This window comes from Roseovarius gaetbuli (assembly GCF_900172365.1).
GTDB lineage: Bacteria > Pseudomonadota > Alphaproteobacteria > Rhodobacterales > Rhodobacteraceae > Roseovarius > Roseovarius gaetbuli.
Genome location: NZ_FWFJ01000056.1, coordinates 1 through 17,783 on the forward strand (window position 1 = coordinate 1; position 17,783 = coordinate 17,783).

Annotated in this window: 14 protein-coding genes and 1 pseudogene; 8 read left to right on the forward strand and 7 right to left on the reverse strand. The window is 60.5% G+C overall.

All coding sequences use genetic code 11. The features are described 5' to 3' along the window. Positions 1-192: 192 nt before the first annotated feature. Together ROG8370_RS17845 and ROG8370_RS17850 are read right to left on the reverse strand one after the other, a co-directional pair. On the reverse strand, positions 193-684 hold the full coding sequence (locus ROG8370_RS17845) for a cupin domain-containing protein (protein ID WP_245827486.1): 492 nt from the start codon (positions 682-684) through the stop codon (positions 193-195). Positions 685-781: 97 nt separating this feature from the next. Continuing rightward, on the reverse strand, positions 782-1,426 hold the full coding sequence (locus ROG8370_RS17850) for a hypothetical protein (protein WP_085828518.1): 645 nt from the start codon (positions 1,424-1,426) through the stop codon (positions 782-784). 527 nt (positions 1,427-1,953) lie between these two features. Between ROG8370_RS17850 and ROG8370_RS17855 the strand changes: the two genes are divergently transcribed. The 4 genes from ROG8370_RS17855 to ROG8370_RS17870 all read left to right on the forward strand — a co-directional run bounded on the left by ROG8370_RS17855 (position 1,954) and on the right by ROG8370_RS17870 (position 5,903). Beyond that, entirely contained in the window at positions 1,954-3,708 is a 1,755-nt protein-coding gene (locus ROG8370_RS17855) for an acetolactate synthase 3 large subunit (protein WP_085828506.1), read from the forward strand. Positions 3,709-3,789: 81 nt separating this feature from the next. Continuing rightward, positions 3,790-4,350 carry an acetolactate synthase small subunit gene (ilvN, locus tag ROG8370_RS17860; RefSeq protein ID WP_085828507.1) on the forward strand — a complete coding sequence of 187 codons (561 nt, stop codon included), beginning with the start codon at positions 3,790-3,792 and terminating at the stop codon, positions 4,348-4,350. A gap of 186 nt (positions 4,351-4,536) precedes the next feature. Further along, positions 4,537-5,694 (forward strand): aromatic ring-hydroxylating oxygenase subunit alpha, encoded by a 1,158-nt coding sequence (locus ROG8370_RS17865; protein WP_085828508.1) that lies wholly within the window; start codon positions 4,537-4,539, stop codon positions 5,692-5,694. Continuing rightward, positions 5,691-5,903: a hypothetical protein gene (locus ROG8370_RS17870; protein WP_085828509.1), complete on the forward strand. Its 213-nt coding sequence runs from the start codon at positions 5,691-5,693 to the stop codon at positions 5,901-5,903. Before ROG8370_RS17865 ends, ROG8370_RS17870 begins: the two co-directional genes overlap by 4 nt. A gap of 63 nt (positions 5,904-5,966) precedes the next feature. On the opposite strand, the gene ROG8370_RS17875 is transcribed toward ROG8370_RS17870, so the two are convergent. From ROG8370_RS17875 to ROG8370_RS17890, 4 genes are all read right to left on the reverse strand, one after another. Next, a complete protein-coding gene (locus ROG8370_RS17875; RefSeq protein ID WP_085828510.1) occupies positions 5,967-6,776 on the reverse strand; it encodes a DUF2189 domain-containing protein in 810 nt (269 codons plus the stop codon). Positions 6,777-6,844: 68 nt separating this feature from the next. Beyond that, positions 6,845-8,242, reverse strand: coding sequence for an amidase (locus tag ROG8370_RS17880; protein WP_085828511.1), 1,398 nt, complete (start codon positions 8,240-8,242; stop codon positions 6,845-6,847). Between the two features lie 129 nt (positions 8,243-8,371). Beyond that, a complete protein-coding gene (mfd, locus tag ROG8370_RS17885; protein ID WP_085828512.1) occupies positions 8,372-11,833 on the reverse strand; it encodes a transcription-repair coupling factor in 3,462 nt (1,153 codons plus the stop codon). 36 nt (positions 11,834-11,869) lie between these two features. After that, on the reverse strand, positions 11,870-12,397 hold the full coding sequence (locus tag ROG8370_RS17890) for a component of SufBCD complex (protein ID WP_085828513.1): 528 nt from the start codon (positions 12,395-12,397) through the stop codon (positions 11,870-11,872). Between the two features lie 121 nt (positions 12,398-12,518). Here ROG8370_RS17890 and hemB point away from each other — a divergent pair, with 121 nt between their 5' ends. After that, positions 12,519-13,520, forward strand: coding sequence for a porphobilinogen synthase (gene hemB / locus ROG8370_RS17895; RefSeq protein ID WP_085828514.1), 1,002 nt, complete (start codon positions 12,519-12,521; stop codon positions 13,518-13,520). Positions 13,521-13,646: 126 nt separating this feature from the next. Continuing rightward, positions 13,647-14,207: a lipid-binding SYLF domain-containing protein gene (locus ROG8370_RS17900; RefSeq protein WP_085828515.1), complete on the forward strand. Its 561-nt coding sequence runs from the start codon at positions 13,647-13,649 to the stop codon at positions 14,205-14,207. Positions 14,208-14,267: 60 nt separating this feature from the next. On the opposite strand, the gene ROG8370_RS17905 is transcribed toward ROG8370_RS17900, so the two are convergent. Further along, a complete protein-coding gene (locus ROG8370_RS17905; protein ID WP_073197896.1) occupies positions 14,268-14,537 on the reverse strand; it encodes an usg protein in 270 nt (89 codons plus the stop codon). 170 nt (positions 14,538-14,707) lie between these two features. Here ROG8370_RS17905 and gyrA point away from each other — a divergent pair, with 170 nt between their 5' ends. Together gyrA and ROG8370_RS21485 are read left to right on the forward strand one after the other, a co-directional pair. Then, complete coding sequence (gene gyrA, locus ROG8370_RS17910) at positions 14,708-17,500, forward strand: DNA gyrase subunit A (protein ID WP_085828516.1); 2,793 nt, start codon at positions 14,708-14,710, stop codon at positions 17,498-17,500. A 159-nt stretch (positions 17,501-17,659) separates the two neighbouring features. Next, a pseudogene (locus tag ROG8370_RS21485) lies at positions 17,660-17,783 on the forward strand (IS110 family RNA-guided transposase); the annotation flags it as partial.

The following is a 17,783-nucleotide window of genomic DNA, read 5'->3' on the forward strand; positions in this document are numbered from 1 at the left end:
CTTGGTTGGTGGAAACCATCAGGGCCAGCGGCCATGTGCGTCGCGCTAACAGGCCGAACACAAGACTGCTTCTGACAGGCTTTATCATCAAATCGGTACTTGCAAAAAGGGAGCCATCCACACAGGATAAAGCAGACCTGTGCAGGGCGATGTTGAACGTCAGCTTTGCCATGCAGGCCAGTGCGGTCTCTGTTACTCGTACTGTACGATCACGGATAGAAAGTCTTCGTCGCTTGTTACAACGGTATGGTGACCCTTGCCGTGCTTGTCTTCCATATGCCAGACGTCGCCCGGCCCAATATCCCTGAAGTCTCCATCGCTCGCAGTCACACGTACCGAGCCAGAAAGACAAATGAGCTTTTGAGCGACAGGCGTAGGATGAATTGGTTCATCCCAGCCCTTCTTGAGCCTCAAGAACATGGTTTGCGTGACGGCTTCTGGCTTTGAAAGCTCGATTGCTTTCGCAGGCGGCGCGAACGTTTGCTCCTCAAGTTTAACTTCGATGTCTGACCAATGGCTTTCGCCTTGAGGATCCGAGTACAACTTTTTGAATTTCACTTTGGTGCCCCTTCCACATGACCAGCCTACAACCGATAGCGGACTTTGGGCCGCAATGCAGAAAAACGCAAGTCGGGCTCGTGTTTCCTCTTTCGCCGCGCCCTGCACGACCGTCCGGTTTTCCATTTTGGGTCCGTTCCCTTGGTGAACGTCAAAAGGATCTGACCTTCGGCAATGGGACAGGCGCGCCGAACCTGCTGGCGCGCCAATAGGTTTGATAGCCTCAGTCAGCCGCAAAGCAATAAAGCAGGCCCGCGCCGCCGGTGCTTGCAAGGTTATCCTGCGAGCAGCCCCGCGAGGCATGCGCCGAATTCCACGACACATTGCCCCCGCCGTGCCGGTCGCTATGGCCGACCTGCGCGCTGCCTTCGCCATTGCTGGTCCAGTTGCCACAGGTGTGATCGGCGGGATCGCTCGGGAAATAGGCCATGCCATCGGCCATTGATCCGGTCAGCACGTCATGCACGTTCGGGCTATCGCCATAGCCGTTGATCTGATTGCCGTTCTCGTCGACGGCGGTGCGCTTCTTGAGGTTGGGCATGACATGAAGATCGTCAAGGTCGCTGGCAACCAGTTCGCCATGGGCGTTGTACCAGGGGCCGATGCCGATCCGGTAGCGCGCCGAGACGCCGCGCTTGCCCTCGGCCTGGGTGCTCAGGTACGCGCGCCAGTCGCGCCCGGTCGATCCGGCCGCAGTGGCAAGCGCGGCGCAATGGGCATCCGCGCCTTCAAGGCCGCCAAGATTGGCCCCATCGCCCAGCCCGGTGCTGGTGACGAAAAAGCCCATCGGGTGCTCTTGCGCGGTGGCGGGCATCAGCCCGGCCAACAGCAAGGCCCCCGCAAGCGCCGAAATCCTGCGTTTTGTCATATCACTCTCCTGTTCAATGGTGGCGCGCCCGGTCCTGGACCGTGGCGCCGATTTCATGCGTTCAATCTATCGCCGGGCCGCGACCCGTGGTTCCGCCCCGCACCTTGACCCTAGCCAGCAGCAGCGCGCGCTCCAAAACAACACTTCGAGAGGTATGATACAAAGCCCGCCATTTTGGACGCCGCGCCGTGACCCTGCATAAAACGCGGGCTCGGCGGGGAAATCGCGGCACACCTCTGCAAAAATATACGTAAAAACACGAAATCAGGTCATCCCACGCAACAAATGCAAAGATTTCACCCCATTTTGCGACATTTTATCGACCAATTCGGGTTGACGCCCCCTGCCACCAGCCATAATGTCTCGCACACGCAGCAAAGGAGTCGCCGCATGGCAAACCTAGTCGTACCGTCAGGTAAATGGCGCATGGGCCGGTAAGGCACCATAATGGAACCCCATGCGCCCCCGGATCAAACCGGGGGCTTTTTTATGCGAATTGAGTTGATGTCATATACGGAGCAAAGCACATGACACGTCAGATGACCGGAGCGAAAATGGTGGTTCAGGCCCTCAAGGATCAGGGCGTGGACGTCGTCTTTGGCTATCCCGGAGGGGCTGTGCTACCGATTTATGACGAGGTGTTCCAGCAAAACGATATTCAGCATATCCTCGTGCGCCACGAACAGGGCGCGGTGCATGCCGCCGAAGGCTATGCCCGCTCAAGCGGCAAGCCGGGCGTCGTGCTTGTGACCTCGGGGCCCGGTGCCACCAATGCGGTGACCGGCCTTACGGACGCACTGATGGACAGTATTCCGATCATCGTTCTGACCGGCCAGGTGCCGACCTTCATGATTGGCACCGACGCCTTTCAGGAGGCCGACACCGTTGGCATCACCCGCCCCTGCACCAAGCATAACTGGCTGGTGAATGACACCAAGGACCTCTCGAACGTGCTGCACCAGGCGTTTCACGTGGCGACAAGCGGTCGCCCCGGCCCGGTTCTGGTGGATATTCCCAAGGACGTGCAATTTGCCAGCGCCGAGTACACCCCGCCGCAAAAGGCCCGCACCAGCCATTATCAGCCGCAGGTCAAGGGCGACATGCAGTCGATCACCGATCTGGTCGCGGCGATGGAAACCGCCAAGCGGCCGGTATTTTATACCGGCGGCGGCGTGATCAACTCCGGTCCCGCCGCAAGCCAGCTTTTGCGCGAGTTGGTCGAGGCGACCGGCATTCCGATCACCAGCACCCTGATGGGCCTTGGCGCCTATCCGGCGAATGGCGAGCATTGGCTGGGCATGCTGGGCATGCACGGTCTCTACGAGGCCAATATGGCGATGCATGGGTGCGATCTGATGATCAACATCGGGGCGCGGTTCGACGACCGGATCACCGGGCGCCTGGACGCGTTCAGCCCGGATTCGATCAAGGCGCATATCGACATTGATCCCAGCTCGATCAACAAGGTGATCAAGACCGATATCCCGATTGTCGGCGATATCGCGCATGTGCTTGAAGATCTCCTCAAGGTCTGGAAATCACGTGGTCGCAAGGTCAACCGCGAGGGCATCCAGAAATGGAGCGCCAAGATCGCCGAGTGGAAAAAGGTCGATTGCCTGCGCTTTGAGCAAAAGGGCGCGGTGATCAAGCCGCAGCACGCCCTCGCGCGGCTTGAGGCGCTGACCAAGGACCATGATCGCTATATCTGTACCGAAGTGGGCCAGCACCAGATGTGGGCGGCGCAGTACCTTGGTTTCAACGATCCCAACCGCTGGATGACATCCGGTGGGCTCGGCACAATGGGCTATGGCTTTCCGGCCTCGATCGGCGTGCAGATGGCGCATCGCGACGCGCTTGTCATCAACGTCGCGGGCGAGGCGTCGTGGCTGATGAACATGCAGGAAATGGGCACCGCGATGCAATACAAGCTTCCGGTGAAACAGTTCATCCTCAACAACGAGCGCCTTGGCATGGTGCGCCAGTGGCAGCAACTGCTGCATGGCGAGCGCTATTCGTCGAGCTGGTCTGAATCGCTGCCTGATTTCGTCAAGCTGGCCGAGGCGTTCGGCGCCAAGGGGATCATCTGCAAGGATCCCGCCGATCTTGATGACGCGATCATGGAGATGCTCAATCACGACGGGCCGGTGATTTTTGATTGCCTGGTGGAAAAGCACGAGAACTGTTTCCCGATGATCCCGTCGGGTGAGCCGCATAACAAGATGCTTCTGGGCGATGCCTCGACCAAGGACGCAATCGGATCAACAGGCGCGGTGCTGGTGTGACACCCGTTTTCTTTTAAAGAAAACGGTCCGGAATTTTTTGAAAATTCCGGCGCCAGGCCACCGGAACAAAGGAAAAATCACATGTCTGCTCTGAAAATCAAAAAAGGCTCGAACAAGCATTCGGCCTACAATCTGCGTCCCAACTTTTCGGACACCACCGAGCGCCACACGCTGGCGGTGCTTGTCGACAACGAACCCGGCGTTCTGGCGCGGGTGATCGGGCTGTTTTCCGGGCGTGGCTATAACATCGAAAGCCTGACCGTGGCCGAGGTCGATCACACCGGCCACACCAGCCGGATCACCATCGTCACCACTGGCACGCCGCAGGTGATCGAACAGATCAAGGCCCAGCTTGGCCGTATCGTACCGGTGCATGCAGTGCATGACCTCACCGTCGAAGGGGCTGCCGTCGAGCGCGAGCTGGCTCTTCTCAAGGTCGAGGGCGAGGGCGACAAAAGGGTCGAGGCGCTAAGGCTTGCGGATATCTTCCGCGCCAATGTGGTCGACAGCACGCTCAACAGCTTTGTCTTCGAGATCACAGGCGCGCCGGACAAGATCGACGCCTTTGCCGAATTGATGCGTCCGCTTGGCCTTAGCGAGATTGCGCGTACCGGCGTCGCCGCCCTGCCCCGCGGCATCTGAGCAACCCAATCGCGGGCAAAGACCAACAGCGGGGCCTCATGGCCCCGTTTTGTCATTATCGCCGCACAAATTCCGCCCTGACCGCCAAAAATTTGTCGTCTTGTGTAAATTCGCGTCGCAGATAGGCGACCAGCCGCACCGCTATCCGGGCGATATTTGTCGTATTGATTGACCCGGAGTGCTAAAATGACCCAATTGACTAATCTGTCGACTGTAAGCGCCAGCGTAGAGACGGCCAATGGCCTGCCCAACGCGCATTACATTGATCCGGCCGTCTTCGAGGAGGAAAAGCACGCGCTGCTTTTCTCGCAATGGGCCGGGCTTGCGGTTGGTGCCGATGTGCCGGAACCGGGCGATGCCAAGCCGGTGGAGTTTCTCGGCATGCCGCTCCTGCTGATCCGCGACAAGGATGGCGATGTACGGGTGTTTCAGAACACCTGTCGCCATCGCGGCATGATCCTTGTGGAAGAGCCGCGCAAGATCGAAGGCGCCATTCGCTGCCCCTATCATTCGTGGTGCTATTCGACCAAGGGCAACCTCGTCAGCACACCGCATGTGGGCGGCCCCGGGCATAACACTCACGAGGCGATCAAGCGCGACGAGCTTGGCCTCAATGAGGTGCGCAGTCATATCTGGCGCGATGTGGTCTGGATCAACGTGTCGGGTGACGCGCCCGCCTTTGAAGAGGCGATGTCGGATATTATCGAGCGCTGGAAAGAGTTTGACCTGCCGATCTATCACGGCGGCCATGACAGCCGGTTTGAACTTGAAGTCGCGACCAACTGGAAGCTGGCGGTCGAAAATTATTGCGAGAGCTATCACCTGCCTTGGGTACACCCCGGCCTTAACAGCTATTCCAAGCTAGAGGATCATTATCACATCGAAAAGCCCGGCGCGTTCTCCGGTCAGGGCACGATGGTTTATCGCCAGCTGACAAACGAGAACGGCGAGACATTCCCCGATTTCGAAGAGGTTGGTAGCAAGTGGAACGAACAGGCCGAATATATCGCGGCCTATCCGAATGTTCTTCTCGGCGTGCATCGCGATCATGCCTTCGCGATCATTCTGGAACCCAAGGCAACGGATCGCACTGTCGAGCACATTCACCTTTATTACTCGGTGCCCGATAGCGACGAGGGCCTGCGCGCGCGCAATACCCAGCTTTGGAAAACCGTGTTCGAGGAAGACATCTTTGTCGTCGAAGGCATGCAGAAAGGTCGTCATGCCACCTATTTTGACGGCGGTCGGTTCTCGCCTGTGATGGATAGCCCGACGCATTGCTTTCATCACTGGGTGGCAAGCAAGGTTGGCACGCATCGCGGGATGGCAAAGGCGGCCGAATGAGCGATCTGCACGACCAGATGTTGGCGGCCCATGCGGCGCAGGATCAAGAGGCCTTGATCTCGCTTTATGCCGCGGCCGCCGACAGCGCCAATGATCTTGATGCCGCCTGTTTTTTCCTGACCCATGCCTATGTGTTTGCGCTCGAGGCAGGGGCACCTCAAGCGCGCGATCTGCACGCGCGTCTCAAACGCCACGGGCGCGAGGCCTGACGTCTGTCGCCTAAGAAAATTCGGCGAATTTTCTTGGACCCGCCTGCCGCTCGCTTCGGTTCATCAGCCGCTGGAGCCGCTAGGTTCTCCCGTCGCCGCGGCGCCACAGATCTGTCGGTAAAGATGCCATGTGGCATGCCCCAAAAGCGGCAGGACAATAAACAGCCCCAAAAACCCCGGCAATAGCGCCAAAAACGTCAGCACCGCAATCATCCCCCCCCAGGCCAGCATTGGCACCGGGTTGTGCACAACCACCTCAAGGCTGGTCAGCATCGCAGTCACGAAATCCACCTCACGGTCCAGCAAAAGCGGCAGGGCAATCACGGTGATCGCATAAATAAACAGCGCAAAAACCGCGCCCACCGCCGTGCCCACGGTAAGCATGCCAAGCCCCTCCCGCGTAAGGTACACCTCAAAGGACGATGACACATTCGTCATCGTTGACAGCCCGAGGAACAGGGCAAAAATCATATGCGCCAGAAAGAACCAGAACAGGAACACCATGATGATGATCGCGCAGATCGACGGCAGTTGACGCCGCCGTTGATGGGCAATCACGCCCATCACCTCAGACGCAACAAGCGCGCGCCCCTGCTCAAGCCGGTGACTGACCTCGTAGAACCCCACGGCGGCAAAGGGTCCGATCAAAGGAAAGCCAACGGCCGCAAAGATAAGCCAATAACTTTTTCCCGTACTCCAGGTAACCCCGGCCATGATCAGGCCCACCGCCACGTAAACCCCTGCAAAAACAATCGCATAACCCGGTGCACGCCGCATGTCGCGCCAGCCCCGCCGCAACGCCTCGCCAAGCATGGCAAAACGCACCTCGCCCATCTCGGGGCGTCCAAGCGGTTTTATCTCATTGGCTGGCATCCTGCCCCCTCCCGGTTTTTCTTGAAGGTTAGCCAAGGCCGAACCCGCCGCAAAGATGTAACTCAAATTCAGCTTAGCACGGGGGGCCGTTTCGTCGGCCAGAGCGTCGCCTCGTGATAGGCCTGCGCCAGTTCCAACAGGCGCGCATCATCGCCGCGTCGCCCGATAAGCTGTATCCCCATCGGCAATCCGCCTGCACCAAATCCGGCTGGTACCGCAACCGCAGGCAGGCCCGCCAATGAGGCCGGAACCACCACCTCCATCCAGCGGTGATAGGTGTCCATCTGCTGGCCGTTGATCTCTTTGGGATAGGTCCAGTCGGCCGGAAACGGCCAGACCTGCGCCGTCGGTAGAACAAGCGCATCGTATGTCTCGAACAACCGCGCGGCGGCGGCAAACCATCCGCTGCGGATGACGCTCGCCTTATGCACCTTTAGCGCGCTCAGACGTTGGCCCTCTTCCACCTCCCAGATCGCCTCGGGTTTCAAGCGTCCACTCTCCAGCAGCGGCGACAGATTGGCTGACACCGCCCAGTGGCGCAGGGTGACCCAACTCTGCCAAAGCGCGACACGGCTGAACGGCGGCTTCACCGGCTCGACCCTTGCGCCAAGCCCCTCGAACACCCGCAAGGCCTCTTCCGAGAGGTCCAGAATGCCCGCCTCAAACGGCCAGTCCCCGCCCCAATCGCCAAGCCAGCCAATCCGCGCGCCCTTGGCCTCTGGCCTGATATCGCTCAAATCCGGCACCGGCATGCCATGGGGTTGGCGCGGATCAGGGCCCGCCATCACGGCCAATAACCGCGCCATGTCGCGCGGGCTGCGCGCCATCGGGCCGTTGGTCGAAAGCTGATGCAAAAACGTGTCGGCACGCGGCTCGCTCGGAACCAGAGACCAGCTTGGGCGCATGCCATAGACATTGCACCATCCCGCCGGATTGCGCAGGCTGCCCATCATGTCCGACCCGTCCGCGAGGCTCAGCATGCCCGCCGCCAATGCCACAGCCGCCCCGCCCGACGATCCGCCACAGGACCGCGCCGCATTATAGGGATTGCGCGTCACCCCGTGCACCGGGTTGAAGGTATGGCTACCAAGGCCGAACTCGGGCGTGTTGGTCTTGCCGATAAAAATCGCCCCCGCCGCGCGCATCCGCGCCACGTGAAGATCATCCGCCTGCGCCACCTGCCCGGCAAATAGCGGCGAGCCCTGCGAGGTCGGCAAGCCCCCGACATTGGCCAGGTCCTTGACCGCCATCGGCAACCCATGCAGCGCGCCGCGCATGGGTGCATCATCGGCCGCGCGCGCCTCTTGCATCAAAACCTCTTCATCGCGCAGATCGACAATCGCATTAAGCGCGCCATTACTGGCCGCGATCCTCTCAAGCGTGGCACGCATAAGCTCTTGCGCGCTGATCTCCCGGCGCTCCAGCATCGCCAGCAGATCGCCCGCCTCTCGCCCCGTGATATCCATCCCGCGTCCCCCTCTGTCAGATCACAGGCTAGGGCCGCCCCCTCCAGAGCACAACAGCCGGTTTCTTCTTGCTGAAAATATCCCGGGGGAATCGCGGCACGCGATGGGGGCAGCGCCCCCTGCCCGGTCTCAGCCCTTCGCCGAGGCGCGTTTCTTTTCCGCGATGACCTTTTCCGCCAGATCGCGGGCAATCGCAAAGGCGCCCTTGATGCGGTCGGTTTCGCCCTTCCAGTCACGGCGCACGACGATCTTGTTGTCGCGCACCTTGGCCAAGCCACGCTGATCGCTGATGAACTCGACAAGCCCCTGCGGCGAGGCGAACTTGTCGTTGTGAAACTGGATCGTCGCGCCCTTGGGGCCGCCGTCAAGCTTGGCAATCCCGGCGCGTTTGCACATCGCCTTGATGCGTACCACCAGCATCAGCATGTTGACCTCGCGCGGCAGCTTGCCAAATCGGTCGATCAACTCGGCGGCAAAGCCTTCAAGCTCGACCTTGGTCTCCAACCCGCTGAGGCGGCGATAAAGCCCGAGGCGCACATCAAGGTCGGGCACAAATGCCTCGGGGATAAGAACCGGCACGCCAAGATTGATCTGCGGCGCCCATTGTTCATCGGCTTCCGAGAGGCCTTCCATCTGGCCGGATTTGATCTTGGCGATCGCCTCTTCCAGCATGGATTGATAAAGCTCATAGCCGACATCGCGCATCTGGCCGGATTGCTCTTCGCCCAAGAGATTGCCGGCTCCGCGAATATCAAGATCCTGACTGGCAAGCGTAAAGCCCGCGCCAAGCGTATCGAGGCTGCCAAGCACCCGCAGGCGCTTTTCTGCGCCCGGCGTCAGCGGCGCGCGCGGCTTGGTGGTGAGATAGGCATAGGCCCGCGTTTTCGAGCGCCCGACCCGGCCGCGGATCTGGTAAAGCTGGCTCAGCCCGAACATGTCGGCGCGGTGGATGACCATCGTGTTGGCGGTCGGGATATCAAGGCCGGATTCCACGATGGTGGTCGCCAAGAGCACGTCATACTTGCCGTCGTAAAAGGCGTTCATCCGGTCATCAAGCTCGCCCGCCGCCATCTGGCCATGAGCGATGACATAGGTCAGTTCCGGCATCTGCGTCGCCATGAACTCTTCGATTTCCGGCAGGTCGCTGATCCGGGGCACCACGTAAAACGACTGCCCGCCGCGATAATGCTCGCGCAACAGGGCCTCGCGGATGGTGACGCTATCGAACTCGCTGACATAGGTGCGGATCGACAGACGGTCGACCGGCGGCGTACCGATGATCGACAGATCCCGCACCCCCGAGAGCGACAATTGCAGGGTGCGCGGGATCGGCGTCGCCGTCAGGGTCAGCACATGCACATCCGAGCGCAACTGTTTGAGGCGTTCCTTGTGGGTCACGCCAAAGCGCTGTTCCTCGTCGATGATCAACAGCCCGAGGTTATGAAACCGGATCGACTTGGCCAAAAGCGCGTGGGTGCCGATGACGATCTCGACCGTGCCCTTGGCCATCGCCTCGCGGGTCTTGGCGGCCTCGCTGGCCGAGACAAACCGAGACAGTGGGCGCACCGAGACCGGAAATCCGCGAAAGCGCTTGGCGAATTCCTGGTAATGCTGGCGCGCCAAAAGGGTCGTGGGGGCGACAACCGCCACCTGAAGACCCGACATCGCCGCCACAAAGGCCGCGCGCATTGCCACCTCGGTCTTGCCAAAGCCGACATCGCCGCAGATCAGGCGATCCATCGGCCGACCGCTTTCAAGATCGGTCATCACATCCGCAATCGCCGCCAGCTGATCATCGGTTTCCTGATAGGGAAAGCGCGCGGCAAAGGCCTCCCAGGCGTGATGTTCGGCCTCGATCGCGGGGGCGCGGCGCAGCGCGCGCTCGGCGGCCACGCGAATAAGCCGCTCGGCCATCTCGCGGATGCGCTCCTTGAGGCGGGCCTTCTTGGCCTGCCATGCGCCGCCGCCAAGCCGGTCCAGCAGGCCGTCGTCATGGCCGTATTTCGACAAGAGTTCGATATTTTCGACCGGCAGGTAAAGCTTGGCGGTCTCGGCATATTCGAGCACCAGACATTCATGCGCCGCCCCGGCGGCGGTGATCACCTCAAGCCCAAGATAGCGCCCGATGCCATGATCCACATGCACCACAAGATCGCCCGCGCTCAGGCTCTGCGCCTCGGTCAGGAAATTCTCGGCCTTGCGCCGCCGCCCGGCCGAGCGGATCAACCGCTCGCCCAGCACATCCTGTTCGGCGATCACGGTCAGGTCGGGCGCTTCAAAGCCATGTTCCAGCGGCCAGACCGCAAGATGCAGGCCGCGCTTGGCGATCCGGCGGGCATCCGTCACGGTCACCGCGCCAATCAGGCCCTCATCTTCAAGCAGCCCCTCAAGACGCTCGCGCGCGCCTTCGGAATAGCTCGCGACTAGCACCGGGCCCTTGGCAAGTTTTGCTTCAACATGGTCCTTCAGCGCGCTGAAAAGGTTTATGTTTTCCTGTTGGCGCTCAGGCGCGAAATTGCGCCCGATGCGCCCTCCCGCGTCGATCACCCCCGGCCCCGTGGCCTGGGGCAGCGGCACCAGTTGCAGCACCCGGCGCGCATAGGTGGCCTTAACCCAAGCGTCATCGTCAAGATAGAGAAGCCCCGGCGGCACGGGTTTATAGACCGTATCGCCACGCGACTTTTGTTGCAGGGCAAGATGGCGGGTCTCGTATTGATCGGCGATGCTGTCCCAGCGGGCGAGCCGGGTCGGCGTGACCTGATCATCAAGGCTGATCGTAGCCTCGGGCAGATAGTCAAACAGCGTCTCAAGCCGGTCGTGAAAGAACGGCAGCCAATGCTCGACACCGGCGTGTTTGCGCCCCGCGCTCACCGCTTCATAGAGCGGATCATCGGTGCCTGCCGCGCCAAATTCGATGCGATAGTTCTGGCGAAAGCGGCGGATCGCGGGTTCGTCAAGAATGACCTCGCTGACCGGGGCAAGCTCGATCAGATCAAGCTTTTCGGTGGTGCGCTGCGTGGCCGGATCAAACCGGCGCGCGCCGTCAAGAATATCGCCAAAAAGATCAAGGCGTACCGGCCCGCCCTCGCCCGGCGGAAAGATGTCGATGATACCGCCGCGCAGGGCGTAATCGCCGGGTTCGGTCACGGTCGGGGCCTGGGTAAAACCCATCCGCACAAGGAAGTTGCGCAGCGCCGCCTCGTCAACCCGCTCGCCGACCCGCGCCGAAAAGGCCGCATCGCGCAGAACTTCGCGCGCCGGAAGGAATTGGCTCGCGGCGTTGAGCGTGGTCAGAAGGACAAAGCGCTCGGGCATGCCATGCACCAACCCCGCCAGCGTCGCCATCCGCGTGGCCGAAATATCGGCATTGGGCGACACCCGGTCATAGGGCAGGCAATCCCAGCCGGGAAAGGTCACCACCGGCATGTCGGGGGCAAAGAACCGCAGAGCGGCGGCCATCGCCGCCATGCGCTTGTCATCGCGCGCCACATGCAGCAGCGGCCCGCCGGTCTTTTCGACCTCTTTCAGCAAAAGCGCGGCATCAAAGCCCTCGGGCGCGCCGCCGACGGTGATATGGGTCGCAGATGTCATGCCAGTCTAACCTTCATGGCCGGGTGCGGGCCTTGCCTAGCCCAGAACGCCGGCGTTCATGTTTTGATACATGCCCCACATAGCGGTCACGAACAGCGAGACCACACCAATCACCTGAATGATCAGGCGATGCCGGTTGAGCCGCTTGAACAGGGCCGCGCCAGAGAGGGCCTCGGCCTGAATGCGCGTCGCGGTGCGCACCGACAAAAGCCCCACCAGCGTCAGCGGCATGCCGAGCAGAAACACCGCCTGCGAGAATTCGTTGTCATAGACAAAGCCCAAAAGCACCAGAACCGTCATGCCAAAGGCGACCATCCCGGACAGCAAAAGCCCCGATTCGTGAGCAATGAACAAAATGCGGTTGGTGTTGATACGCACCATGTCTTCAAAATCGACAATGCTTTGTGCGTTTTTGCCCTTATGGGCACGCACAGCCATATCCCACGGCACGCCAAGCACCCAATGGCTTGCCGTTGACCAGGTCACGGCAAGGGCGATCCAGAACCACAGGTTGCTGAAACTGCGAAAGTCGATCAGGTCGAAAACGTTTTGATACCAGTCCACGTCATAGCCTTATAACCATCAACATCGACCCTCTTAGCGCCGCTGTGCGGTAATTCCTACCCTTGAGATGCGGTAAATTCCGTGTCACTCAGACAGTAGAGGTAATCCAGAAAGATTGTTCATGCGCCCGACACAAGCCGCCTTTCCCGCCACCCGCCTGCGCCGCACCCGTCAATCGCCCTCGATCCGGGCGCTTGTCGCCGAGAATACGCTGAGCGCGGCCGATCTTATCTGGCCGGTGTTCGTGCGCGACGGCGACGGCGTGGAAGAGCCGGTGCCCTCGATGCCGGGCGTCTTGCGCCGCTCGATCGACAAGGTGGTCGAGGCCGCGCAGGAGGCTGCCGATCTTGGCATTCCCGCGATCTGCCTGTTTCCTTATACATCGGCCGAGAACCGCACCGCCGATTGCGCCGAGGCCTGGAACCCCGAGAACCTGAGCAACCGCGCCACCCGCGCGATCAAGGCGGCGGTGCCGGGGATCACGGTGATGACCGACGTGGCGCTTGATCCCTATTCGGACACTGGCCATGACGGCTTTGTGGTGGATGGCGAAATCATCAATGACGCCACCGTCGAGGCGCTTGTGAAACAGGCGCTGTCACAGGCCGAGGCAGGCGTCGATATCATCGGGCCGTCGGACATGATGGATGGCCGCATCGGTGCCATCCGCAGCGCGCTTGAGGCGCAGGGTCACCATAACGTGATGATCATGTCCTATGCCGCCAAGTACGCGAGCGCTTTTTACGGGCCGTTCCGCGATGCGGTTGGCGCCTCGAACGCCCTCAAGGGCGACAAGAAAACCTATCAGATGAACCCCGCCAACACAGATGAGGCGCTGCGCCTTGTCGAGCGTGATTTGGCCGAGGGCGCCGATATGGTCATGGTCAAGCCGGGCATGCCCTATCTCGATATCTGTCGGCGGGTAAAAGACAATTTCGGCGCGCCGACCTTTGCCTATCAGGTCTCGGGCGAATACGCGATGATCATGGCCGCCGCACAGAATGGCTGGATTGATGGCGATCGGGCGATGCTGGAAAGCCTGATGGCGTTCAAGCGGGCGGGCTGTGACGGGGTGCTAAGCTATTTCGCACCGCGCGTGGCGCGCGCTCTGGCGCAAGGCTAGCCGCTTTACGCAACATCCCGCGCAGGGCCGCAATCCATAGTGACAGGGCGTGCCCCTGCCCCTATACTATGGCGCAGACCGGTATGCCAAAAGACCGGCCCCAAGAGGCAACACACAGGCAATCACATGAGCATTCTTACCAGACGTAGTTTCACACTTGGCCTGATGGCGGGCACACCGCTTTTGGCGGCCTGTGGCAATGGCGTGGGCAGCGGCGGCGCCGCCAAGATCGACGCGCGCGTCGATGCAACGATCAACCACATGTATACCAGATACCCCAATACCCGCGGTCTTGCGGAAAAATCCACCGGCATGCTGGTGATGCCGGTCGTGACCGAGGCCGGCTTTCTCGTGGGCGGCGGCTTTGGTCGTGGCGCGCTTCGCGTGAACGACGTGACGGTTGACTATTATTCGGCCACCAAAGGCAGCGTCGGGCTTCAGATCGGCGCGCAGCAGTTTGCGCATGTGCTGTTCTTCATGACCGAGGACGCGCTTCAACGCTTTCGCCGCTCGTCGGGATGGGCCGCAGGAGCGGACATCGAATATGTGTTCAACGACACCGGCGAAAACCTGCGGGCGGAAACCACCACTTCGACCTCTCCCGTGGTCGCGGTCATCTTTGGCCAGGCCGGAGCGATGGCCGGCGTGTCGCTTGAAGGCATGAAGTACAGCCGCATCATCCCGTAACGCGGATCAAGTATGCCCCACCCTGCACGATATTCGTAGGGTGGGTGAAACCCACGCGCGTCAATGCAGCGTGAATTCGCCCACCACATTGCGCCACTCGCCCGGCGCGATCAGCTTGCGGTGGGTAAAGCGCACCGAATGCAGCGGGCCATCAAGCTCGCGCTGCCAGAACTCGATGAAATCGAACAGCTTGGGGTGGTCCGGCGCAAGATCATAGTCCTGCCAGGTATAGCTGTTGAGAACGTTCTGATAATCCGGCATCCGATAGAAAAATTCCGCCGTGGTCAGCCCGTATCCCTTCAGCATCAATTCAGTCTCTGACATCTGCATTTTGTGCTCCTAAAGTTGCCTGTAGGAATGATGATGCCTGAAAGAAATTACTTTTCAATAAAAACAGCATGTTAGCACTTATGTGCGGTGGCTGCCAAGCGGCAGGTCGCTGGCCCATTGCACCCAATATCATGCCTCTGATATAGTGGCGGCAACTAGATATAGACCTAATGCACAGGACGGGAAAAACCGTGAGCGATACGCCCCAACCCCCTGAAGATACAGAAGAAAACCTGCCGGAGCGTCCCGTGTACGACGGGCCGACGATCTCGATCGCGGAGGAGATGAAAACCTCCTACCTCGATTACGCGATGAGCGTGATCGTCAGCCGCGCGATTCCGGATCTGCGCGACGGGTTGAAACCGGTGCATCGGCGCATCCTTTATGCGATGTTTGAAAGTGGCAATACCCACGACAAACCCTACCGCAAATCGGCCCGCGCGGTCGGCGATGTGATGGGTAAATACCACCCGCATGGTGACAGCGCGATTTATGACGCCCTTGTGCGGATGGCACAGGATTTCTCGATGTCGCTGCCGCTTCTGGATGGGCAGGGCAACTTTGGCTCGATGGATGGCGATAACGCCGCCGCGATGCGCTATACCGAAGTGCGCATGGACAAGCCGGCCGCCTACCTTTTGGCCGATATCGAAAAAGACACGGTCAACTTTCAGGACAACTATGACGGCAAGGACCGCGAGCCGACGGTTCTTCCGGCGCGCTTTCCCAATATGCTGGTCAACGGTGCGGGCGGTATTGCCGTCGGCATGGCGACCAACATTCCGCCGCATAACCTTGGCGAGGTGATTGATGCCACGCTGGCGCTGATCGACAACCCCGATTTGGAAAGCGAAGACCTTATCGAATACGTGCCCGGCCCCGATTTCCCCACCGGGGGCATCATGCTTGGCCGCACCGGCGCGCGCAAAGCCTATCTTGAGGGGCGCGGCAGCGTCATCATCCGCGCCAAGACCCGCGTCGAGGAGATCCGCAAGGACCGCTATGCGGTGGTGATCGACGAGATCCCCTATCAGGTCAACAAATCCACCATGATCGAGCGGATCGCCGAGGCGGCGCGCGACAAGAAGATCGAAAACATCGCCCACGTGCAGGATGAATCCGACCGCAACGGTGTGCGCGTTGTGATCGAACTCAAGCGCGATGCGACGCCTGATGTTGTCCTCAACCAATTGTACCGCTTCACGCCGATGCAGACCTACTTCGGCTGCAACATGCTGGCGCTGAATGGTGGCAAGCCCGAGCAGCTTACGCTGCACCGGTTCCTGTCGCTGTTCATCACCTTCCGCGAAGAGGTGGTTGCACGCCGCACCGCCTATGAGCTGCGCAAGGCGCGCGAACGGGCGCATGTTCTGTGTGGTCTGGCGGTTGCCGTATCCAACGTGGATGAGGTCGTGGCGACGATCCGATCGTCGGCCGATGCCGCCGAGGCGCGTCAAAAGCTGATGGAACGGCGCTGGCCCGCCGGTGACATCCTGCCCTATATCGCGCTGATTGATGACCCGAGCCATCCGGCCAATGACGATGGCACCTATAACCTAAGCGAAATTCAGGCCCGCGCGATCCTTGATCTGCGCCTGCAGCGCCTGACCCAGCTTGGCGTCAAAGAGGTCACCGACGAGCTTCAGGACCTGGCCGGCAAGATCAAGGAATACCTTGCCATTCTCGCCAGCCGCGAGCGGATCATGCAGATCATCGCCGACGAGCTGCGCGAGGTGCGCGAATTGTTCGCCGTGCCGCGCCGCACCCAGATCGTCGACTGGTCTGGTGATATGGAAGACGAAGACCTGATCGAGCGCGAAGACATGGTCGTGACGATCACCCAGGGCGGCTATATCAAGCGCACCGCGCTTAACGATTTCCGTGCACAAAAGCGCGGCGGCAAGGGCCTGTCGGGGATGTCCACCAAGGACGAGGATGCGGTCACCACGCTTTTCGTGGCCAACACCCATACCCAGCTTTTGTTCTTCACCACCGATGGCATGGTCTACAAGCTCAAGACCTGGCGTTTGCCGCTTGGCGGGCGCACCTCGAAGGGCAAGGCGATCGTCAATATCCTGCCGATCCCGACGGGTGTGTCGATTGCCGCAATCATGCCGGTGGATCGCCCCGAGGATGAATGGGACGATCTGCAGATCATGTTCGCCACCTCGGCGGGCGATGTGCGGCGCAATGCGCTGTCGGATTTCACCAATGTGAAACGCAACGGCAAGATCGCGATGGACCTGCCCGAAGGGGTTGAACTGGTCAATGCGCGCATCACTTCGGAAGACGACGATGTGATGCTGTTCACCAATTCGGGCCGTGCGATCCGCTTTGCGGCCACCGATGTGCGGGTCTTCAAAGGCCGCAAATCGACCGGCGTGCGCGGTATTCGCCTGAGCGGTGACGACCGGGTCGTGTCGATGTCGGTGATCAGCCACTTCGAGGCCACGGCGGACGAGCGTACCGCCTATCTCAAGATGCGCCGCGCCATGGCCGGTGTGACCGAAGAGGAAGCCGACGCCGATGAAGAGGCCAATGAAAACGCCAGCATCAGCGCCGAGCGTTACGCCGAAATGTCCGAGGCCGAGAACCTTATCCTGACCATCAGCGCCAAGGGCGCGGGCAAGCTGAGCTCAAGCCACGACTATCCCGTGCGCGGGCGTGGCGGCATGGGTGTGATGGCGATGGACAAGGCGATGCGCGGCGGCGAGCTTGTGGCGTCCTTCCCGGTCACGCTTGACGATCAGATCATGCTTGCCACTTCCAAGGGGCAGTCGATCCGCGTGCCTATCAAGGGCATTTCCTTCCGCTCGCGCAGTGCCGGCGGCGTCAAGGTGTTTGACACCGGGCGCGGCGAAGTCGTGGTCAGCGTTGCCTGGATCGCCGATCAGGGCGACGAGGACGAGGTCAGCGACCTTGAGGTCAATGCAGAGGCCACCGGAGACGAGGCCGACAGCTAAACCGCCACGCCTGTACTGAACCACTACCGGCTGGCGCCGGTAGGATCAGCGATGTGCTGTTCCAGGTACTGAAGATGGGGTGGTTGCCGCCCTCCCCTGACGGCATCGCAATGTGCCAAGATGGTGGTCTGTAGACCATCTAACGGAGAGGACGGCAAAATGAAGGATACAATGATTGGTGTAGATCTGGCGAAGAGTATTTTCCAGGTTCACGGGGCATTGCTGTCGGGGAAGGAACAATTCCGCAAAAAACTGACACGGCCCCAGTTCTGGAAATTCATGT